Origin of the sequence: Pseudomonas sp. BF-R-01, from assembly GCF_019946615.1 — a bacterium.
GTDB lineage: Bacteria > Pseudomonadota > Gammaproteobacteria > Pseudomonadales > Pseudomonadaceae > Aquipseudomonas > Aquipseudomonas migulae.
The window spans coordinates 47,698-69,742 of record NZ_JAGYFX010000025.1 but is presented as its reverse complement, the minus strand read 5'-3'; the positions used below and the strand labels follow the sequence as shown (position 1 = coordinate 69,742).

Annotated in this window: 16 protein-coding genes; 10 read left to right on the top strand and 6 right to left on the bottom strand. The window is 62.0% G+C overall.

The genetic code is table 11. The features are described 5' to 3' along the window. The first annotated feature begins 352 nt into the window (after nucleotides 1–352). The 3 genes from KGB27_RS12260 to KGB27_RS12250 all read left to right on the top strand — a co-directional run bounded on the left by KGB27_RS12260 (nucleotide 353) and on the right by KGB27_RS12250 (nucleotide 3,559). Nucleotides 353–1,216: a LysR family transcriptional regulator gene (locus tag KGB27_RS12260; RefSeq protein WP_008031541.1), complete on the top strand. Its 864-nt coding sequence runs from the start codon at nucleotides 353–355 to the stop codon at nucleotides 1,214–1,216. A 106-nt stretch (nucleotides 1,217–1,322) separates the two neighbouring features. Beyond that, nucleotides 1,323–2,462 carry a sterol desaturase/SRPBCC family protein gene (locus tag KGB27_RS12255; RefSeq protein WP_223554647.1) on the top strand — a complete coding sequence of 380 codons (1,140 nt, stop codon included), beginning with the start codon at nucleotides 1,323–1,325 and terminating at the stop codon, nucleotides 2,460–2,462. Next, entirely contained in the window at nucleotides 2,459–3,559 is a 1,101-nt protein-coding gene (locus tag KGB27_RS12250; protein WP_207286599.1) for an SMP-30/gluconolactonase/LRE family protein, read from the top strand. Before KGB27_RS12255 ends, KGB27_RS12250 begins: the two co-directional genes overlap by 4 nt. Nucleotides 3,560–3,747: 188 nt before the next feature. Here the strand turns inward: KGB27_RS12250 and KGB27_RS12245 are convergent, their stop codons facing one another. The 4 genes from KGB27_RS12245 to KGB27_RS12230 all read right to left on the bottom strand — a co-directional run bounded on the left by KGB27_RS12245 (nucleotide 3,748) and on the right by KGB27_RS12230 (nucleotide 9,935). Then, nucleotides 3,748–3,981, bottom strand: coding sequence for a hypothetical protein (locus tag KGB27_RS12245; RefSeq protein ID WP_008031536.1), 234 nt, complete (start codon nucleotides 3,979–3,981; stop codon nucleotides 3,748–3,750). 128 nt (nucleotides 3,982–4,109) lie between these two features. Further along, nucleotides 4,110–6,743 (bottom strand): excinuclease ABC subunit UvrA, encoded by a 2,634-nt coding sequence (locus tag KGB27_RS12240; protein WP_223554645.1) that lies wholly within the window; start codon nucleotides 6,741–6,743, stop codon nucleotides 4,110–4,112. A gap of 158 nt (nucleotides 6,744–6,901) precedes the next feature. Beyond that, a complete protein-coding gene (locus KGB27_RS12235; protein WP_223554643.1) occupies nucleotides 6,902–9,013 on the bottom strand; it encodes a PAS domain-containing sensor histidine kinase in 2,112 nt (703 codons plus the stop codon). 232 nt (nucleotides 9,014–9,245) lie between these two features. Continuing rightward, a complete protein-coding gene (locus KGB27_RS12230) occupies nucleotides 9,246–9,935 on the bottom strand; it encodes a GntR family transcriptional regulator (RefSeq protein ID WP_008031530.1) in 690 nt (229 codons plus the stop codon). A 140-nt stretch (nucleotides 9,936–10,075) separates the two neighbouring features. On the opposite strand from KGB27_RS12230, the gene KGB27_RS12225 reads away from it, so the two are divergent. From KGB27_RS12225 to KGB27_RS12195, 7 genes are all read left to right on the top strand, one after another. After that, complete coding sequence (locus tag KGB27_RS12225) at nucleotides 10,076–11,161, top strand: ABC transporter ATP-binding protein (RefSeq protein WP_008031528.1); 1,086 nt, start codon at nucleotides 10,076–10,078, stop codon at nucleotides 11,159–11,161. Between the two features lies 1 nt (nucleotide 11,162). Beyond that, nucleotides 11,163–12,080, top strand: a complete 918-nt coding sequence (locus tag KGB27_RS12220; RefSeq protein ID WP_223554641.1) for an ABC transporter permease — start codon at nucleotides 11,163–11,165, stop codon at nucleotides 12,078–12,080. Next, nucleotides 12,077–12,865, top strand: a complete 789-nt coding sequence (locus KGB27_RS12215; RefSeq protein ID WP_008031524.1) for an ABC transporter permease — start codon at nucleotides 12,077–12,079, stop codon at nucleotides 12,863–12,865. The genes KGB27_RS12220 and KGB27_RS12215 overlap by 4 nt, the downstream gene beginning before the upstream one ends. 20 nt (nucleotides 12,866–12,885) lie before the next feature. Then, nucleotides 12,886–13,938: an extracellular solute-binding protein gene (locus KGB27_RS12210; RefSeq protein ID WP_223436354.1), complete on the top strand. Its 1,053-nt coding sequence runs from the start codon at nucleotides 12,886–12,888 to the stop codon at nucleotides 13,936–13,938. Nucleotides 13,939–14,068: 130 nt separating this feature from the next. Next, nucleotides 14,069–15,265, top strand: coding sequence for an amidohydrolase family protein (locus KGB27_RS12205; protein ID WP_223554639.1), 1,197 nt, complete (start codon nucleotides 14,069–14,071; stop codon nucleotides 15,263–15,265). Next, the gene (locus KGB27_RS12200; protein WP_223554638.1) at nucleotides 15,262–16,749 is read left to right on the top strand and encodes an amidohydrolase family protein; all 1,488 of its coding nucleotides are present in this window, start codon (nucleotides 15,262–15,264) and stop codon (nucleotides 16,747–16,749) included. Before KGB27_RS12205 ends, KGB27_RS12200 begins: the two co-directional genes overlap by 4 nt. 12 nt (nucleotides 16,750–16,761) lie before the next feature. Then, nucleotides 16,762–17,424, top strand: coding sequence for a flavin reductase family protein (locus KGB27_RS12195; protein WP_223452372.1), 663 nt, complete (start codon nucleotides 16,762–16,764; stop codon nucleotides 17,422–17,424). A 127-nt stretch (nucleotides 17,425–17,551) separates the two neighbouring features. On the opposite strand, the gene KGB27_RS12190 is transcribed toward KGB27_RS12195, so the two are convergent. Beyond that, a complete protein-coding gene (locus tag KGB27_RS12190) occupies nucleotides 17,552–20,650 on the bottom strand; it encodes an error-prone DNA polymerase (RefSeq protein WP_223554637.1) in 3,099 nt (1,032 codons plus the stop codon). Beyond that, on the bottom strand, nucleotides 20,626–22,041 hold the full coding sequence (locus KGB27_RS12185; RefSeq protein ID WP_223554636.1) for a Y-family DNA polymerase: 1,416 nt from the start codon (nucleotides 22,039–22,041) through the stop codon (nucleotides 20,626–20,628). Before KGB27_RS12185 ends, KGB27_RS12190 begins: the two co-directional genes overlap by 25 nt. Nucleotides 22,042–22,045: the final 4 nt, after the last annotated feature.

The following is a 22,045-nucleotide window of genomic DNA, read 5'->3' as shown; positions in this document are numbered from 1 at the left end:
CGAGCGTTAGCTCGCCTTCCGCTTTTGATTTGAGCGCCCCCTCGAGAGGCCGAGTGGAGGTTCTGCGCAGTGGGCAACCCGGCATGGATGCCGGGTTAGCCGCCCCCGGCCATGGATGGCCGATGGCGGCGGGCCCACGGAGCAGGACCGGAGCGAGGGCATGCCGAGCATTAGCGAGGCACCGAACGAAAGGGGCAAGAGCGCTTGGTTACTTGGCGCTTCTCCAAGTGACTCGCTGTAAAAGCGAAACCAATAGCGGCCGTAACCAAAAAAACGGATATGTACACCATCAAAAAATGAGAGCCCCACAGTATCCGTTTACAATGCCCACACCTCCCGCACCGGCCGCCCCATGGACATCGACCTCGCCCGCACCTTTCTGGAAATCGTCCGCCACGGCAGCCTCGCCGCGGCTGCTGAAAAACTCCACGTCACCCAGACCGCGATCACCGCACGCGTGCAGAAACTCGAAAGCCAACTGGGCAGCACATTGTTCGTGCGCAACCGCGCCGGCGCCCGTCTGACTCCGAACGGCGAGGCATTTGTGGTGTACGCCAATCAACTGGTCGAAACCTGGGACGCCGCGCGACGGGACTTGCCGTTGCCTGAGGGTTACCACGACGTATTGCATATCGGTGGCGAAGTCAGCCTGTGCAACCCGCTGATGCTCAGCTGGGCCGGCGAGCTGCGGGAGAAGATTCCCAGCCACGCGCTGCGCATGGAGATCCGCGACGGCGAAAACCTGCTGCGCCAACTGGAACTGGGGGTGTTGGACGCGGCGCTGGTCTACCAACCGGAGTATTGGCCGCGCCTGCAAGTCGAACAGGTGCTGGAGGAAAAACTGGTCCTCGTGCGGTTTCCCGGTAAACCCGATCCCTATGTCTACATCGACTGGGGCCCGGATTTCCGTCGCCAGCACGATGCGGCCCTACCGGAAAAAGCCAAGGCGGCCCTGAGCTTCAACCTCGGCCCGCTGGGCTTGCAATACATCCTTGAAAACGGCGGCAGTGGCTATTTCCGTACCCGCGTGGTGCAGAGTTATCTGGAAAGCGGCGTACTGGAACAGGTGCCCAAGGCCCCGGAATTCAGCTACCCGACGTATCTGGTCTATTCCCGCGACCGCGACTCGGCGACCCTGCAACGGGCCTTCGACCTGCTGCGTCAAGTCATCCAGTCCGATGAAGACTGGTCGCAGCGCTGGAACCCGCTGACCTGAGTCCGCTTTACACCGGATCATGGCGTTTGTGTCCTCAAGCTTCGGTCCGCCTTGCACGGCGGGATCGTCTAATCTGCTGGGACAACAATAACCACAGGTGACCGCAGTGAGGCAGACCACCGAGGCTTTTCGCAACCGCTATCGCGCTGACATTAATCCCCTCTACAACCCCTGGTTGCACGGTGCCTTTGTGCTGCTGTTCGGTTTGCTGGCCATCGGGTTGTTCTGGAGCACCGTGCACCAGGTGCAACCGCTGGAATGGCTGGCGGTGCCGCTGACGTTATTGTTCTTCAACTTTGGCGTGTACATGGTGCATCGCCACCTGGGACATCACAAAAAGAGCTTCGCGCGGATGTTCTATGCTCGTCACGCCGGCGACCATCACAGCTTTTTTGCGCCCGGCCACATGACCTACGACAGCGCCCGTGACTGGCGGGTAATCCTGTTTCCGGCATGGCTGATCGTGGTGCACACGCTCGTCATTACCCTGCCCGTCTGGTGGCTGCTTGAGCAGTTCGATGCCAACGTCGCCGGACTGTTCGGTGGCTGCCTGGTCCTTGGTTACCTGACTTATGAAGTGTTTCATGCCTGCGAGCACCTGCCGCCCGAGAACCCGGTCACACGCTTGCCGTGGATCCGCCAGATGCGCCGTCTGCATGAGCTGCATCACCGTCGCGAGTTGATGCAGGAACGCAACTTCAACATCGTTTTTCCGCTGATGGACTACCTGTTCGGCACGCTCTATTGGGAGCCCGAGCCGACCTACCTGACGAGAGCGCCCATGACCAGCATGCAGCATCAGATCAACATTGCCGGCAACCCGATTGACGTGCTCGCCTACGCCAGCACCGTGACCCGTTGGCCCGAATGGCACCCGTCGTCGCTCAAGGTCGATGGTCCGGGCGGCTCGCTGCATGCCGGGGCGCGGTTCGAGGAAGACATCCGCGCCGGCGGGCGCGAGGGGCATCTGAGCTGGGTGGTCGACGAGTACCTGCCCGGTCGCCGCTGGATCGCGCGGGCTCATGGTGACAACGGACTGTCGCTGGTGGTGACTTACGAATGCACGGCCGAGGGCGATGGCACGCGGTTTGTCCGTACCCTGGATTATCAGTTCAGCGGCCTGGCAATGCGCATCGCCAATCGACTGTTGCTCAAGCGGCGCATTGACCGTGAATCGGCAGCATCGATGCAGGCCTTGCGCGAGATGACGCACAAACACCTGGCCACCGCAGGAGCCAACGCGTGAGTCGAACCGTCAAGTTTCGTCATGTCGTGTTGTTGGTGATCGTGGCCATCGCGGCCTTTCTGCTGCTGATGCCGACCAAGGTGCAACCGGTGGCCTGGACTCCGCCGCCGGCACCGTCCCTCACCAGCGGCCCCTACGCCGACAATCAACGCCTCAAAGGTGTGGAGCGTGTCGGCGCGGCGGATATCGACGGGCCGGAAGCGTTGCTGCTGGAGAACAATGCGCTCATTACGGGCCTGCATGACGGCCGTCTGATCCGCACCAGCCTCGACGGCGAAGCCACCAAGGTGCTGGCCGATACCGGCGGCCGACCGCTGGGCCTGGCGCGTCACCCCAATGGTTTGCTGGTGATCGCCGACGGGATCAAGGGCTTGCTGTCGCTGGACGCCCAGGGTCGCTTGATTCCATTGACCACAGAGGCCAACAGCGTGCCCTTCGGCTTCACTGATGACGTGGTCATCGACAAGTCGGGGCACTACGCCTATTTCAGCGATGCTTCCAGCCGCTTCGGCTATGGCAGCGATGGCGACGCGATCATCGAGCATGGCGGCGACGGTCGCTTGCTGCGTTATGACTTCCAGACCGGTAAAACCACGGTCCTGCTGGATAAGCTGGAATTCGCCAACGGCGTGACGCTGGGCCCGGACGATGCCTTTGTGCTGGTGAACGAGACCGGCGCCTATCGCATCAGCCGTTACTGGCTGAGCGGCCCCAAGGCTGGCACCCACGATCTGTTTATCGACAACTTGCCGGGCTTGCCGGACAACCTGGCGTTCAATGGCCGGGACCGTTTCTGGGTGGCTCTGTATGCACCGCGCAACGCCCTGCTCGATGCCACGGCGCCGCATCCCTTCGTGCGCAAGATGATTGTGCGGGCGATGACGGTCTTGCCCAAACCCATAGAGAAACGCGGGTTTGTCCTGGGCCTGGATCTGGAGGGAAAGGTGATCGCCAATCTGCAGGATGGCAGCAGCGGCAACTATTCACCGATCACCACGGTGCGTGAATATGGGGAGTGGTTGTATTTCGGCTCGTTGAAGGCCAGGCACATGGTGCGATTGCCGCTCGCCACCGCGTTGCCCCAAGCACCCAATTAACCTGTAGGAGCCGGCTTGCTGCGGGCGGCGCTCCGACGATAGCGGTGTGTCATCGAACGCTATTGGTGGATGACACACCGCTATCGCCAGCAAGCTGGCTCCTACAGGTTCGGTGTCGTTCAAAAGTTAACGGGGATCCATTTCGCTATGGGGTTCTGCGTTGTCGGTTTCCTTTCGGGAGCGACACGTCAGGACGGGACCTGAAGCTGTTGGACGATCTTCTCCTTGACCTGAAAGCGCTTCTCCTTGAGCTTCTTCACTGAGTCATCGCTGGACTTGGCCTGCTCTGCCTTCACCACTTCGGCATCCGCCTGCGAATACTTGTTGATCAGTGAATCCAGTAACGGATCCTTGGTGCGTTTTTGCTGGATATCTTCCTTTGAAAGTTTCAAATCCTGATAAAGGTCGTGTGGCACCGGCATGGAACACCTCCGTTTGTTGATCGGCGGCAAACGCGATCGATTGCGTTCACCAACTATCAGAATGGCCTCCGTTGGCGGGTTCTGTCGACCGCCTATCAGACCAGCGGTGTCCGTTCGTCGTCCTGGCGCTACGTATTGAGGGTTCTGGCGAGGAACGGCGCGGTCCGGCTTTTTTTGCTGCTGGCGACTTTCTGCGGCGGGCCCGCCACCACAATCTTGCCGCCCTGATCCCCGGCCCCCGGCCCGATGTCGATCACCCAGTCACTTTGGGCTACCACGCGCATTTCATGTTCGACGACGATCACCGTGTGCCCCGCCGTCACCAGCGTGTTCAACTGTTCGAGCAAGCGATCGACATCCCGCGGGTGCAACCCGGTGGTGGGTTCGTCAAGCACGTAAAGCGTTGCCCCGCGCTGGTTGCGTTGCAGTTCGGTGGCCAGTTTGATGCGCTGGGCTTCGCCGCCCGACAACTCGGTCGCCGGTTGGCCGAGCCGCAGGTAACCCAGGCCGATATCGCGGAGCACTTCCAGTGAGCGGCGAATACCCGATTGCTCGGCAAACACTTCGACCGCTTCATCCACCGTCAATTGCAATACCTGCGCAATGCTCAAACCTTGCCAGGTAATCGCCAGCGTCTCGGGGTTGTAACGGGCGCCGTGGCAAGTCGGGCATGGTGCGTAGACGCTGGGCATGAACAGCAATTCGACGCTGACAAAACCCTCGCCTTCGCAGGTCGGGCAGCGACCCTTGGCGACGTTGAAGGAGAACTGACCGGCATCGTAGCCCTTGGCTTGCGCCTCGGGCGTGGCGGCGTAGAGTTTGCGCACGTTGTCGAACAGCCCGGTGTAAGTCGCCAGGTTAGAGCGCGGCGTGCGGCCGATGGGTTTCTGATCGACTTGCACCAGCCGCTTGATCGACTCCAGCCCTGCGCTGACCTGACCGCCACTGACTTGCGGTGCATCGTCCTCAAGGCTCAACTCTTCTGCCTCGCTGTCACTGGCGGCGCGCCCGAGATGCGCGCCCACCAGTTCCAGCAACGCCTGACTGACCAGGCTTGATTTACCGGAACCCGAGACGCCGGTCACCGAAGTGAAACAGCCCAGCGGAAACTCGACACTGAGGTTATTCAGGTTGTTGCGAGTGATGCCTTCCAGCCGTAGCCAATCGGCCGGCTTGCGGCTGGCTCGCGGCAGCCTGACCTGATCGGCGAACAGGTAGGCGCGGGTCTGCGAGTTCGTTACGTCGGCCAGGCCCTGCGGTGGACCGCTGTACAGAATCCGGCCGCCATGCTCGCCCGCCGCCGGCCCGACATCGATCAGCCAGTCAGCGCGGCGCATGGTTTCCAGATCATGCTCGACCACAAACAGCGTGTTGCCCGCCGCTTTCAAACGTTGCAGGGCTTCGAACAGCGCCTCGCCATCCGCCGGGTGCAGACCGGCCGACGGTTCGTCCAGCACGTAAATCACCCCGAACAACTGCGACCCCAATTGCGTCGCCAGACGCAGGCGCTGCAACTCGCCGGACGACAACGTCGGCGTGCTGCGCTCCAGTGCAAGGTAACCGAGCCCCAGGTCCGTCAACGTGCTGACCCGCTCCAGCAAATCCTGGGCGATGCGTTGCGCGGCCAGGCGTTTTTCCACCGACAGGTTCGGCGTGTGGCGCACATCCGGTGCATGGGCGTGACCACTGGCGCCGTGGGCCACTCGCTGCTCACGGGCTTCGCGGGTCTGCTCGTGGGTCAAGACCTCGCCGGCCTCATCGGCCTGGTCGAGGTAACTGTGCGCCGCCACTGGTTTCAATACGTCGGCCACTTGCAGCAACGGCATTTGCGCCAACTCGCCGATGTCATAACCGGCAAAGGTCACCGACAACGCCTCGCGCTTCAGGCGCTTGCCGTCGCACAGCGGGCAAGGGCTGCCGAGCATGAATTGCGAGACGCGCTTCTTCATCAGCGCACTTTGCGAATGGGTGAACGTGTGCAGGATGTAGCGCCGGGCACCGGTGAAGGTGCCCTGGTAACTCGGCTCCATGTTGCGCTTGAGCGCGACTTTGGTTTCTTCGGGTGTGAGCCCGGCATACACCGGAACGGTCGGGGTTTCTTCGGTGAAAAGAATCCAGTCGCGGAGCTTTTTCGGCAGGTCGCGCCAGGGTTTATCGACGTCGTAGCCCATGGTCACGAGGATGTCCCGCAGGTTCTGTCCTTGCCACGCCGTGGGCCAGGAAGCGACCGCGCGCTGGCGAATGGTCAGGCTCGGGTCCGGGACCATCAGCGCTTCGGTGACTTCATAGACCCGGCCCAAACCATGACATTCAGGGCAGGCGCCCTGGGGCGTGTTCGGTGAAAAGTCTTCGGCGTAGAGCATCGGTTGCCCCGGCGGATAGCTGCCGGCGCGCGAATACAGCATGCGGATCAGGCTCGACAACGTGGTCACGCTGCCCACCGAAGACCGCGTGCTCGGCGTGCCCCGTTGTTGTTGCAAGGCGACCGCTGGCGGCAGGCCTTCGATGGAGTCGACATCCGGCACACCGACCTGGTCGATCAGACGCCGCGCATACGGCGCCACGGATTCGAAATAACGGCGTTGCGCTTCGGCGTACAGGGTCGAAAACGCCAGGGATGACTTCCCGGAACCGGAGACGCCGGTGAACACCACCAGCGCATCACGGGGGATATCGACGTCGATGTTCTTGAGGTTGTGCTCACGGGCCCCGCGTACCCTGACCATGCCGGAAGGAGGATTGGAGGTGCGTTTGGAGGTCATCAGGTGGCCTTGATCAGAAGGTTCGAAGGATTGCCAGGAATTTACGCGAATCCAATTGTAGGAGCCGGCTTGCCGGCGATAGCGGTGTATCAGGCGATATCTTTATCGGCTGGGAGGACGCCATCGCCGGCAAGCCGGCTCCTACAAGGGATCGGGATTCAGCCGTTGAGGACGGTGCGGACCATTCGGGTCAGCGCCTCGGGACCATAGGGTTTGCTCAGCAAAAAAGTGTCGGGGCTGAGCTGGTGATTGCGCGAAATAATGTCACGAGTGTGGCCGGACGTGAACAGTACGGCCACCGGTGGCGTTTGCACTTTGGCCCAGGCGGCAAGGTCCGAGCTTTTGATCAGGCCGGGCATGACCACGTCGGTAAAAATCAGCTGAACCACCACGCCGTCGAGCAACATCTGCATGGCGGCATCACCGTTGGCGGCGGTCAGAACCTGATAGCCCTCCTCGCTCAATAATTCCACCGCCGAAGCGCGCACCGCTTCATTGTCCTCGACCACCAAAATGGTTTCATGCCCACCGCGTTGCTGCGTGTCATGGGTCGCTGTTTCACTGAGCAACGGGCGCAGGCTGCGCGGAAAATACAGCTGCACCCGAGTGCCCTGTCCTTCGACGCTGGACATCTCGATGTGCCCGTCACTCTGTTTGACGAAACCGAACACCATGCTCAACCCCAACCCCGTACCCTGACCATCGGCCTTGGTGGTGAAAAACGGTTCAAACGCTTGCGCGAGCACTTGCGGTGGCATACCAAGGCCGGTATCCGCCACGGCAACGCGCACGTAATCGCCAGGCGAAATACCTTTGCCCGCGCAAAACTTGCGGTCGAGGGTAACGTTCTCGGCGCTCAATTCAATGGTGCCTTCGCCCGCCATCGCGTCACGGGCATTGATCGCGAGATTGAGAATGGCGTTTTCCAGTTGGTTGCGATCAACGTTGATGTACCAGGACGCTTGAGGCAATCGCACATCGATCTGGATGGTTTCGCCCAACGCCCGTTGCAGCAGCTCGCCCAGGCCTTCGAAGATCTGCCGTGGGTCGCAGACCGCCGGCGACAACGGCTGACGGCGGGCGAAGGCGAGCAATTGCGAAGACAGTTTCGCGCCCCGCTCCACCGCCGCAATCGACGCCGAGACCCGACGCTGCACGTTGGCATTGTCCGGTTCATGCCGCGCCAGCAGGTGCAGGTTGCCGGCGATCACTTGCAGCAGGTTATTGAAGTCATGGGCCACGCCCCCCGTGAGACCGCCAATGGCTTCGAGCTTCTGCGACTGGCGCAGTTGCTCTTCCGCCGCCAGCCGCGCTTCGACTTCGTCGGCGACGCGCTGCTCCAGGTTTCGGGTGAATTTGAGCAGGGACTCTTCGGCGGTCTTGCGTTCGTGGATGTCGATCAACACGCCGGGAAAGCGGAACGGCTCACCCTGTTCATCGAATTCGCAGCAACCGCTGGCCTGCACCCACAGGTAACTGCCGTCGGGACGCAGGACCCGATATTCGGCGTTGAAAGGCTCACCGGTGGTGATGGATTGATTGACTTGCTCATTGACCCAACTGCGGTCGTCGGGATGAATCCGCGCTTCGGCGAATTCCGTTGGCAGGTTGCCCAGGTCATGCTCGGCCGGGAAGGAAAAGGTCCGGGCAAAGCGTTCATCGCCGGAAAGCCGATTGCCTTTGATGTCCCAGACGAACGAGCCGAGCAAGGCACCGGCATTCAACGCCAGGCGCACCCGTTCATTGTCAGCGTGGTAGGCGTCTTCGGCCTCCTGGCGCCGGCGTTCGGAGATCACATGCTCCGTGGTTTCGACCACCATCGCCATGACCCCGGCCGGCGTCCCTTCGTCATTCGCCACCGGGCTGTAATAGAGGTCCAGCCAGACGTTTTCGGGGACGCCGTCGCGCAACAGCACCAGCTCTTTGTTGCGATAGGACAACGTGCCACCCGCCAGGCAAGTGTCGACCACGTGACGATTGAATTCGGCGACTTCCGGCCAGCCCAGCTCCACCGGGGAGCCCAACAGATAAGGATGTCGGCCACCGGCGAACGACGAGTACGCATCGTTATAGATCATGTAGCCGGGGCGGCCCCAGAGCATCACCATCGGCAGCGGCGACGCGAGCAGCAATTGCACCGCGCTGCACAGGCTGGCGGGCCAGGTCTCCAGGCTTCCCAGTTCAGTGCGACGCCAGTCGAACGCACGGATGCGTCCGGCCATTTCACCGTTCCATCCAGCACACCCGTGGCTATCGTCTAGAAACTGCATCGACTGGCTCTGTGTCCTGTGATTGGCGCCCGTTTGTTTCGAGCACTGCGGATGCCAATGGTTTCATAGAGGTTAGCTGATTCTGACGGCAATCTTTGCCCACCACAGATCCCTGTGGGAGCGAGCCTGCTCGCGATGAGGGCGTGACACTCGACATCTTCATCGACTGTTGCACCGCTATCGCGAGCAGGCTCGCTCCCACAGGTGGCAATTCCGGTTTCAGGTTTTGTGGCTACACCTCGATCAGGTGTTTGAGCGGGTGATACCCCGTTTTCAACGTGGCGGCGACGTCCAGGATCGCCTTCTCGATGCCGTTCAAATGGATGCAGGTCAGTTCGATGGCGGCGCTCTGGTTGCCGGCCTCGATGTACTCGATCAGGCGCAGGTGCTCATCGTCGCGGCAGGCTTCGTGGCTGTCGTCGTCCAGCGCGGCGGCGTACAGCGAGGCGCGGGAGATCAGTTTGCGGAACCAGTCCAGCAACACCGGGTTGTTCAGGCTTTGCGCGAGTTTGATGTGGAACTCGCCGAGCAGATGGATCAGCCGTTCATGGTCGCCGTTGCGGTGCGCTTCATCCTCGAGCAACAGGTGATCGCGCAGGTCCCGGGTCACGGCGGTGTCACGACGCCGGCAGAGCTCGGTGACGATGCCGATCTCGATCAGGCGTCGCGTTTCAAACAGCGAACGGATCTCTTCATCGCTGGGCAACGACACCGATGCACCCTTATTGGGCTCGGTCGTCACCAATCCATCCGCCTCCAATTGCTTGAGCGCGGCACGAACCGACGTTCGGCTGACATTAAAAAGTTCGGCCAGCGAAGTCTCCCCAAGCTTCATGCCAGGACGCAGCGAACGCTTGCTGATCGCCTCGTAAACCCCTTGGTAGACGCGGTCGACCGTGGTCTCGAGTTTCTTCTCGGTCATTTCAACACTCCTTTAGCGCTAAACAACCGGCCCCAGGCGATGAGCAGCCTTTGAAAAAGGGGGTTGCACGAGCAGATTAATCCGGTTATTTGTAGATTGCATCCATATATTGCATACAATAATTAGAGGATTGCACCATTATGGGTCAACCAATAGCTATCGAAGTGCGTAACGTCTCCAAGCGGTATTCCGACGATCCGGGGCTGGCTCCAGCCCTCGACAACGTGTCAGTCGACATTGCCGACAACGAATTCTTCACCCTGCTCGGCCCTTCCGGCTGTGGCAAGACCACCCTGCTGCGCACCATCGCCGGTTTCGAACACGTCAGCGATGGCGAGATCCGTCTCGCCGGCGAACCGGTCAACGACCTGCCGCCGTTCAAGCGCCGGGTCAATACCGTCTTCCAGAGCTATGCGCTGTTTCCGCACATGAGCGTCGCGCAGAATATCGCCTTCGGGCTCGAGATGCAGGGCCTTGATCACAAGGTTATTCCTCGGCGTGTCGATGAGATGCTGGCGCTGGTGCAAATGCAACACCTGGCCAGACGCAAACCCGCCGAGTTGTCCGGTGGCCAGCAACAACGCGTGGCTCTGGCGCGCGCCCTGGCGCCAAAACCGAAAGTGTTGCTGCTCGACGAACCCCTGTCGGCGCTCGACCTCAAGCTGCGTAAAGAGATGCAGGTCGAACTCAAGCGCGTGCAGAAGGAAGCCGGGATCACCTTCATTTTCGTCACCCACGATCAGGAAGAAGCCCTGACCCTGTCTGACCGCATTGCCGTGATGTCCGCCGGCAAGATCCTGCAGATCGGCACACCCAACGATATTTACGAACGGCCGCAACATCAGTTCGTCGCCCAGTTCATCGGCGACATCAATTTCCTGCCCGGTCATCTCAAACGCGGCCAGCAGAACGAAAAACTCTTCGTGCCCAGCGGCATGCCGGTGGAGATCCCCTGCCCGGCCCAGGGTTTCGACGGCAACAACGTGCAACTGGCGTTCCGCCCGGAGCGCTCGCAACTGGTCGACGTCGGGCAGCCTCATCACCTGCGCGGTGTGATCGAAGCGGTGTTGTATGTCGGCACCGCGACGCTTTATCAGTGCCGCTTGAACAACGACATCAAGGTCATGTTGCGCGAGAACAACGAAGGCCTGAACCGTGGCCGGGTGGTCGGTGATCGTGTCGCGGTCAATCTGCCGCCCCACGCCTGCCTGTTGATGGAGGCCTGAGATGAGCGTCAGCAGCACTTCCCCCGCTCTCAACCGTGCGCTGTTGCTCAGCCCGGTGGTTCTGACTTTGCTGGCACTGATCGCGATTCCGCTGGGCATCATGGGCTACATCAGCCTGTTGCCGCGCAACGTCTACGGCGGCGTCGACTGGCAAGCCAACTGGCAATTGCAAAGCTACGTGCAGCTGTTTTTCCAGGAAGGATTCGACGGTGAACTGGAGCTGAACTGGGTCTACGCCCAAGCCTTGTTGCGCTCGGTGTTCCGGGCCGGCGGCACGACGTTGTTGTGTTTCCTGTTCGGTTTCCCGGTGGCGTTGTGGATGTCGAGCCTGACCCCGCGCCGGCGCAACCTCATGGTCTTGCTGATCACCATTCCGTTCTGGACCAACCTGCTGATCCGCAACTACGCGTGGCTGATCATCCTGCGCGAACACGGTTGGGTCGCGCAGAGCCTCAACACGCTGTTCCCGCAGGCGGGCGGCATCACCCTGCTCTACAACGACTTCGCCGTCAGCGTCGGGCTGGTTTATAGCTTCCTGCCGTTCATGATTTTGCCGATCTATTCGACCCTGGAAAAACTCGACTGGCGCCTGGTGGAAGCGGCCTACGACCTGGGCGCCAACCGCTGGCACGCGCTGAAGCGAATCATCCTGCCGCTGTCGATGCCCGGCGTGATTGCCGGCGCGCTGCTGGTGTTCGTGCCGAGCCTCGGCGCCTTCATCACCCCGGCGATTCTCGGCGGCGGCAAGACGCTGATGATCGGCAACCTGATCCAGCAACAGTTCGGCACCGCGCGCAACTGGCCGCTGGGCAGTTCGCTGTCGTTCCTGTTGCTGGGGATTCTGCTGCTGTCGCTGGTGGGTTACGCCCTCTATAGCCGCAGCGCCGCCAAAACTCTACGTCGGGGAGCCACCGCATGATCGCCCTGCACCTGAAAAAACTGCCGCTGACCCGCGAAGTCAGCCTGCTGATCCTCGCGTACCTGTACGTACCGATCTTCGTGCTGATCGCCTACAGCTTCAACGCCAACCGCTCGGCGACGGTGTGGACCGAGTTTTCGTTCGCCTGGTACGGGCGGATTCTGGCCAACCCGTCGATCCAGACCGCAGCGCTGAACTCGATCATCGTCGCCAGCATCGCCACGGTCTGCGCCACGGCCATTGCGCTGCTCGCGGCGCTGGCGACTTACCGGCCGTTCTACGGACAGAAAATGGTCGAGGGCGGGATCAACCTGCCGCTGATCCTGCCGGAGATCGTCACGGCGGTGGCCACCCTGCTGCTGTTCATGGCGCTGGGGATCAAGCTCGGTTTGCTGACGGTGATTGTCGCGCACGTCGGCTTCTGCATTCCCTTCGCGTACCTGCCGATTCGCGCGCGGCTCAATGATCTCGACAAAAGCCTGCTGGAGGCGGCGAACGATTTGTACGCCAACCCGTGGCAGGTGTTTCGCCGGGTGACGTTACCGCTGTTGTGGCCGGCGGTTTTGTCCGGTTCGGTGCTGGCGTTCGTGGTCAGCCTCGACGATTTCATCATGACGTTCTTTGTCGCCGGGCCGGGTTCGACGACCTTGCCGGTGTACATCTTCTCGGCGATCAAGGCCGGCGTGACGCCGGAGATCAACGCGATCTCGACCCTGATGCTGGTGATTTCCATCGTGCTGGTGGTGCTGGCCTTCTGGCTGGGACAGCGCGGCAAAAACCAATAAATCCTGGAGCGCACAAAAACATGAAAATGAAAAAACTGTGTTTCGCCGTCACCGGTCTGGCCCTGAGTTGCTTCACCGCGTTCGGCGCACAGGCCGCCGAGCCCAAGGAGCTGTTTTTCTACAACTGGACCGATTACTACCCGGTGGACCTGCTGGCCAAATTCGAAAAGGAGACCGGCATCAAGGTCACCATGGACGGTTACGACAGCAACGAAACCCTGCTCGCCAAATTGCAGGCCGGTGGTGCGGCGTATGACGTGATCGTGCCGTCGCAGTCGATCATGCGCACGCTGATCAATCAGAACCTGCTGCTGGAAATCGACGCATCGACCCTGCCCAATTTCCAGCACGTCAAACCGGCGTTCCGCGACCCGAGCTTCGACCCCGGTCGCAAGTTCTCGGCGCCGTACCTGTGGGGCACCACCGGGTTTTCCTATGACAGCGCACGCGTGCCGGGCGGCAAACTGGACGATTCGTGGAAGGAATTCTTCGAGCCACGCAAGGAACTGCAAGGCCAGCTCGCCGCGCTCGACACCTCCAGCAGCGTGATCAACGCCGCCAGCCACTATCTCAACGTCGACGAATGCAGCGAAAACCCGCAGGACGCCAAGCGCATTCTGGAACTGCTGCAAAAGCAGAAACCGTTCCTGAAGATGTACAGCTCGGATAACACCGTCGACCGCATGGCCTCCGGTGAAGTGATCATGATGCAGAACTGGAACGGCTCCACCGCCCGGGCCACGTTGCAGAAGAGCAGCATCAAGTACGTGTATCCGCGTGAAGGCCTGGCGATGTTCCAGGACAACTTCGCCGTACCGAAAAGCGCCCCGCACCCCGGCAACGCGAAGATCTTCATCGACTGGATGATGAAACCGGAAAACGCCGCCGCCGTGTCCAATGCGATCGCCTATGCCAACGGCATTCAAAGCGACAAATTGATCGACGCCAAATGGCGGGTGATGGACGCGATCAACATGCCCGACGAGTTCGCCTCGCGCCTGCGCCCTGAGAAAGAGTGCAGCAACAAGGCGCGGGAGCTGCAGGACCGGATCTGGTCGAAGCTCAAGGGCTGATCCGAGACCGCGTCGCGGCCATCGCCAGCAAGCTGGCTCCTACAAGGATTTTGCGTTCGCCGCGCCCCCTGTAGGAGCTGGCTTGCCAGCGATGAGGCCCTCCAATACACCACAAAGCTTGAGGTTTGAAATGAATCACCCCCGCTGGCTACGCAACGTGCGGCCCTACGGTTCCACCGCTGAAGACCTGCTGATCGAAAACGGCCTGTTCAAACAACGCCGCCCGGCATCGTCCGCGCCGCTGACCGCCACCGACATTGACGGCCAGAACCAGCTCCTCACCCCGGCCCTGGTGGAAAGCCTCGTCCACCTCGACAAAACCCTCTGGGGCCAACCCTGGCGCCCGAACAGCGCCGGGCCGACGCTCAAGGACTACATCGCCAACGAGCGCCGCGTGCTGCGTGAAGTTCAGAGCCCCATCGCCGAACGTGCCGGCGCCCTGCTGGAAAACTGCATCGCCCGTGGTTCGCTGACCATGCGTTGCCACGTCGACATCGACCCGGATTTCGGCCTGCGTCATGTCGAAGCCATGCAACAACTGCGCGAACGCTACCGCGACCTGATCGACCTGCAACTGGTGGTATTCCCGCAAACCGGCCTTATCAGTCGCCCGGGCACCGCCGAGCTGATGCGCGAGGCCATGGCCCTGGGCGTGGAAAACGTCGGGGGCCTCGACCCGTGCGGCATCGACAACGACCCCGTCGCCCAACTCGACTTCGTGTTCAAACTGGCCAGCGAATTCGACCGTGGCGTCGACATTCACCTGCACGACAAAGGTGAACTGGGCCTGTGGCAAATCGCGCTGATCGCCGATTACACCGAGCATTTCGGGCGCCATGGCCGAGTGATGATCAGCCACGCCTATTGCCTCGGGATGTTGCCTTGGAGCCAGGTCAAACCCGTGGCCGAACGCTTGGCGGCGTTGGGCATTTCGTTGATGAGTTCGGCACCGGCCGATTGTGCGGTGCCGCCGTTCCTGGCGTTGCGCGAGGCCGGGGTCAACGTGTGCCTGGGCTCGGACGGCATCCGCGACGCCTGGTCGCCCATGGGCAACGGCGACATGCTGGAACGGGCGATGCTGCTGGCGTTCCGTTTCGACTTGAACAAGGACGAGGAACTGGCGGCGGCGTTTGCAGCGGCGACGGTGAATGGTGCGCTGGCGTTGGGCTGCGAGGATTATGGCGTGGAGCTCGGTCAACCGGCGGACTTCCTGTTGATGCCGGTGCAGACGCTGGGTGAAGCCGTGGTGTCGCGGCCGCTGCGACAGGTCTATCGGCGCGGCGAGCTGATTGCCGCAGGTGGTCGACTGCTGGAAAGCCGGTTGTGAAGCGCATCGGCCTGAAAAGCAGCTGCGTGGTCGGCTTCGACGGCACGCAGCATGTGCTGTGGCGCGACGGCGAAGTGGTGTTCGAGGGCTCGCGCATTGTGTTTGTCGGGCGCGGTTATTCGGGGCCGGTGGATCAGTGGATCGATTACGGCAACGCGTTGATCGGTCCCGGCTTCATCGATCTGGATGCACTCGGCGACCTCGATTCCACGGTGCTGACGCTGGACAACGGCGATGAGCGCGACATGGGGCGGATGTGGTCCGAGGACTATCTGGCAGCCGGTGCGCGGGAGAGTTACAGCGCGGACGAAGAAGTCTTCAAATACCGCTACGCCTTCACGCAACTGATCCGCAACGGCATCACCACCGCCATGCCGATCACCTCGATGTATTACCGCGAGTGGGCCGAAACCTACGACGAATTTGCTGCGGTGGCCGGCGTGGCGGCCGAGCTGGGACTGCGGACTTACCTCGGGCCCTGCTACATGAGTGGCATGAGTTATTGGCGCGCCGATGGCAGCCTCGGGCATCACTGGGATGAAGCACGGGGCTTGGCCGGGCTCGACGCTGCGGCCCGTTTTTTCCAGGATTTCGACGGTTCACATGACGGTTTGATTCGCGGCGCGCTGCTGCCGGATCGCATCCAGACCTGCACCCCGGCGCTGTTGCAACGCACCGCCGCGCTGAGCCGCGAGCTGAATGCGCCGATGCGCTTGCATTGCTGTCAGGGTCTCGGCGAAGTGGCGATGGTCGAGCAGTTGCGGGGTGTTTCGCCGCTGGCCTGGCTGGAGCAGTTGAACCTGCTGACCCCTCGCAGCCTGCTGCCCCACGGCATTTACACCCAAGGTGATGCAGACCTGCAACGGCTGGTGGATGGCGGCGCGAGCCTGGTGCATTGCCCGGTGGTGTTTGCCCGGGACGGCGAAGCGCTGAACTCGTTCGGACGCTATCGGGCCAAGGGCATCAACTTTGCGCTGGGCACCGACACCTGGCCGGCGGACCTGCTGGAGAACATGCGTCAGGGGTTGAACATCGCTCGCTTGATGGAGGGCGGCGGTTCGCTGACCAGCGCCCTGGATTTTTACAACGCGGCCACACTCGGGGGCGCCAAGGCGTTGGGGCGTGACGACATCGGTCGTCTGGCACCGGGAGCCAAGGCCGACATCACGGTGTTCAACCTTCGCGGTCTGCACCTCGGGCCGCTATTCGACCCCTTGAAAAACCTGGTGCTCGCCGGACGCGGTGATGACTGCATCGCCAGCTACATCGACGGCCGCTGCGTGATGCAGGACAGGCAGGTTCAAGGCGCCGACTACCCCGCCCTGCAACGCCAGGCCCAACGACAATTCGAAACACTGATGCGCAGCCACAGCGACCGGGCCTTCGGTCGACCGGACTGGAAAAGCCTGTTCAAACCGGCCATCCCGTTCGCCGATGACTACAGCGCACAAGCGCCGCTAAGCGCGATTGATCCCCTTCCTTAGAGATTTCTGCCCATGCAAAGCTTCGACTTCAGCACCCTCAGTGCGCGGGACAAATACAAGATTCTGATCGGCAGCGTAGTGCCTCGGCCCATCGCGCTGGTCACCACGGTTGATGGCGAAGGACGGATCAACGCCGCGCCGTTCAGCTTCTTCAATGCGCTGTCCGCCGACCCGCCGATCCTCGCACTGGGCGTGGAAAACTATGGGGACCAGAGCCCCAAGGACACCACGCGCAATATCCAGCTCAATCAGGAATTCACCGTCAACATCGTCAGTGATGCGCTGGTGGAAGCGATGAATGTCTGCGCCGTGCCTTTCGCTCCCGGGTTCGACGAACTGACCGCCGCCGGACTCACTGCGATTCCCGGCACCACGGTCAAATGCCCGCGGATCGGCGAGGCGCCCGTGGCGCTGGAATGCCGACGGATGATGGCGCTGTCCATCGGGCAGTCGCGGGAAATCATCTTCGGCGAAGTGCTGATGGCGCATGTGCGGGATGAACTGATCGACCCGAAAACCCTGTACATCGATCAGCTGGGGCTTGATGCGATCGGGCGAATGGGTGGGCATGGGTATGCGCGCACGCGGGATTATTTCGATTTGCCGACCCGGTCGTTGCAAGCGTGGACGGATGCGCCGGGCGGTGGCGAGCGGTTTTGGCCAGAGGCTAAATAGTCAGAGAATCACCACGACCTGTAGGAGCCGGCTTGCTGGCGATGGCGTCATCATGGCCACCACCGCTTCGCCAGCAAGCCGGCTCCTACAGGTTCGGTGTTGTTCAGAAAATTAACGGCATGATCCTTCAGTGGAAATCCCGGCTGCGTACGTTGATGCCATCCAGTAGCGGACTCAGGTCGCTCAAGCGTCCGGCAATCAAATGCCGCACCTCGCCTTCCTTCTCCCAGCGCCCGTCGACCTTGAGCAACTGCGAGCCGACCAACACCTGCCGTTGCCGGTCGGCCAGGTCGCGCCAGACCACCACGTTGACGTTGCCGAACTCGTCTTCAAGGGTGACGAAAGTCACGCCACTGGCCGTGCCCGGACGCTGCCGACCGGTCACCAGCCCGGCGACGCTGACCGGGCGGCCATGCTCGACGTCCAGCAACTCCCGCGAACTGCGACAGCGCCGGGCTTTCAACTCACCCCGCAACAAGGCCAGTGGATGCGGGCCGAGGGTGGTGCCGAGACTGTTGTAATCCGCCAGCAGGTCTTCGCCCACCGTGGGTTTGGGCAATGCCACCGCGTCCTCTTCCTGGCTCGGCAAACCGGCGAACAAGCCCAATTGCTTCTGCACCCCCGCCACTTCCCAGCGTGCTCGATGACGATCACCGGCCAGCCCACGCAACGCGCCGGCATCGGCCAATTGCTCCTGCGCACGGGCATCGAGCCGCGCCCGTTCGCCGAGGTCGGCGATATCGATAAACGCCCCCTTGGACCTCGCGGCTTCGATACGCCGCGCATCGTCTTCACGAAAACCCTTGATCATCCGCAGCCCCATGCGAATTGCCGGCTGCGCACCGATGACGGGTTCGAGGCTGCAATCCCAGTCACTGGCACGCACGTCCACCGGGCGGATCTGCAAATGATGCCGGCGCGCATCCTGCAGAATCTGGTCCGGGCTGTAGAACCCCATGGGCCAGCTGTTGATCAGCGCACAGGCGAAGGCCGCCGGCTCGTGGCATTTCAACCAGCAACTGGCATAGGTCAGCAAGGCAAAACTGGCGGCGTGGGACTCGGGAAATCCGTAGCTGCCGAAGCCTTTGATCTGCTCGAAAATCTGCGCGGCGAATTCGGGTGTGTAGCCGTTTTTCTTCATTCCGGCGGCCAGGCGATCCTTGTGTGGTTCCAGTCCGCCATGGCGTTTCCAGGCGGCCATGGAACGGCGCAATTGATCGGCTTCACCGGGGCTGTAGTCGGCAGCAACGATGGCGATCTGCATCACCTGCTCCTGGAACAGCGGCACGCCGAGCGTGCGCTTGAGTACCGCTTCCAGCTCTGGAGACGGGTAAGTCTCGGGCTCCTGTTTGTTTCGCCGCCGCAGGTACGGGTGCACCATGCCACCCTGGATCGGCCCCGGCCTGACGATCGCCACTTCGATCACCAGGTCATAAAACTTCCGGGGTTTAAGCCTCGGCAGCATCGACATCTGCGCCCGGGACTCGATCTGGAACACGCCGATGGTGTCCGCATGACCAATCATGTCGTAGGTTTGCGGGTCTTCGGACGGGATCGTCGCCAGGCTTAAATCAAGGTTGCGGTGCCGTCGCAGCAGATCAAAGCAGCGGCGGATGGCGCTGAGCATGCCCAGCGCAAGAATATCGACCTTGAGCAAACCGACCGCGTCCAGATCGTCCTTGTCCCACTGGATGATGGTGCGCTCGGCCATGGCGGCGTTTTCCACCGGCACCAGACTGTCCAGCGGTTGCTCGGAAATGACGAAACCGCCCGGGTGCTGGGACAGGTGCCGGGGAAAACCGATCAGTTGCCCGGTCAGGCTCAGCACCCGGCGCAACACCGGGCTCTCGGGATCGAAACCGCCTTCATGCAGGCGCTCCACCGGTGGTGTTTCATCACTCCAGTGGCCGCAGCAATCGGCCAGGGCATTGATCTGGTCCGGCGGCAAACCCAACGCCTTGGCCACATCGCGTACCGCGCCGGCCGCGTGGTAGGTGCTGACCACCGCCGTCAACGCCGCACGGGTCCGGCCATAACGCTGGAACACGTACTGCAAGACTTCTTCGCGTCGCTCGTGCTCAAAATCGACGTCGATGTCCGGCGGCTCGTTGCGCTCTTTGGAGAGAAAGCGCTCGAACAACAGCGTGGTGCGATCCGGATCGATTTCCGTGATTCCCAAGGCATAACACACCGCCGAGTTGGCGGCTGAACCACGGCCCTGACAGAGGATTTTTTGCTCACGAGCAAACCGGACGATGTCGTGAACCGTCAGGAAGTAACTTTCGTAGCCCAGTTCGGCAATCAGCTCCAGTTCCTTGTCGATCTGTTTGAGCACCTTGGCTTGCGGGCCTTTTGGCCAGCGCCATGTGATCCCCTCTTCGGTCAAATGACGCAACCAGGACGAGGCCGTCTGGCCTTCGGGCACCAGTTCGCGGGGATACTGATATCGCAACTGGCCAAGGTCAAAGGTGCAACGCCGGGCGATGGTCAAGGTTTCATCGAGCAATGCTTGCGGGTAGATCGATTGCAACACGTCGAGGCTGCGCAGGTGCCGCTCGCCGTTGGGGTGCAGGCGCAACCCGGCCTCGGCCACCGGCAGGTGATGACGGATTGCGGTCATGGTGTCCTGCAAGGCGCGCCGCCCACGCGTGTGCATGTGCACATCGCCGCTGGCCACTGCCGGGATTCGCAGCTCCCTTGCCAACGTCATCAGCGCACTCAATCGCCCGGTATCGTCCTGGCCGCGATGTAACTGGACCGCCAGCCACAGGCGTTCGGCGAAGGCTTGCTTCAGCCAGTGACCGGTTTGAAAATCATCCGGCGCATCCGGCACCCACAACGCCAACAGCCCCGGCAAAGGCGCGCTGAAATCCTCCCGCAACACCTGATACCGGCCTTTCTGCGAGCGACGCCGCGCCCGGGTAATCAGCCGGCACAGGTTTTGGTAACCCTCAAGGCTCTCCACCAGCAGCACCAGTTTCGGACCGTTCTCGATGCGTACTTCGCTGCCGATGATCAGTGGCAGCTCCACGGATTTGGCCGCTTGCCAGGCGCGGACAATGCCCGCCAGCGTGCATTCGTCGGTGATCGCCAGCGCCTGATAGCCCAGCTTTTTCGCCCGCTGAAAAAGTTCGAGGGCGCTGGAGGCGCCACGCTGGAAACTGAAGTTCGACAGGCAGTGCAGCTCGGCATAATCAATGCTCATGCGAACCACCCCTGCAACCACAACGGGCCGTCCTCACCGACCGTACGATAGGCCCAGCCCTGTTGGCCGGAACGGGTTTCGATCAGGTAGTAGTCGCGGCGCACGTCGGCGCCGTCCCACCAACCGGACTCGATGCGCTCCGGGCCCATAAGGATGCGCGTCGAACCTTCGTGTACCGCTTGCGGCTCCGTCAGCAACCAGCCCGGACGCTGCACGCCAGGCATCACCGCGCAGCGCTGGCTCTCGGCACTGGCCTGCCACGCGCACTCCGGCCGGTGATCGGCCTGGAACCGCAAGCCCTGCACCGCGTCATCCCCCAGCCGCGCGCGCAAGCGTTCGCGCAGTTGCTCCCAGGGCAAGGACTGCTGCGGGCGATCATCGAACAGTTCCTGATACTGCGGAACGAAGGCCGGCAAGTCTTCGGCGCGCAAACGAAACCCGCGCACCGGCGCCTCGACCTGAACCTGTTCCAGCCGCCCTCGGGCCAGTTCGAAGAGCATCGCCGGATCGCGCTCGGCGCTGAGCAGGCCGACCTTGATCACGCTGTCCGGCAAGCCGGCATGTTCCAGATGCAGGTCAAAACGCTGCACACCGCTGTCGCGACCGCACAGGAACGCCGACAGATCGCCGGTCAGCCGGCGTAACGGAAACAGCAGCGCCTGATGGGATTGCACGTCGAAATTGAGCTCGATGCGCACATCGAAGCGGTCCGGCGGCAGGTAGAACGCCAACGCCAGCCGTCGTTCGCCAGACAGCGCGTCCAGGTGCTTGAGCACCTGGGCCTCGAAACGCCGCGCCAGACTCTGTCGCGGTAACGCCTGCACCTGGCTCAAGGTGCGCAACCCCATACGCGACAATGCCGTGGCCACCGCTGGCTCCAGAGCGATCCGGTCGACAGGCAATTGCCCCAGATGATGCTGCAAGGCTTGAGCGTCCGGCACCACCAGACCGTCATACGCATTGGCCAATACCCGCGCCGCCACCGGGTTGGGCGCGGCAACAATCCGATGACGAAAGCCCAGTTCGCCGAGTTCGGTGCGCAAGCGCGCTTCGAATTGCGGCCAGTCGCCAAACAATCCCAGGCTGGACTCGATTTCAAACACCACCGCACGCGGGTAATGCACGCTGACCTGGGAGCTGAAGCGGTAGGCCCAGGCCGCGAGAAACTGCTGCCAGTGCTCGATCTCGGCGGCGTCGTATTCCGCCGTGACAAAGTCTTTGCTCAAGGCCTGCGCGGCAGTCATCGACATGCCGGGGCGCAAGCCCAGCGCCCGCGCCGAAGCGTTGACCGCCTGCAACACCCGACGCTGCGCCGGACCGGTCAGCAGCGCCAGCGGCTCATCGGGATCGGGGCGCTGACGCAGTACCGCGTCCAGCGCCAATTGCGGGAAGAGAATGCACACCCAGCGCATGGCA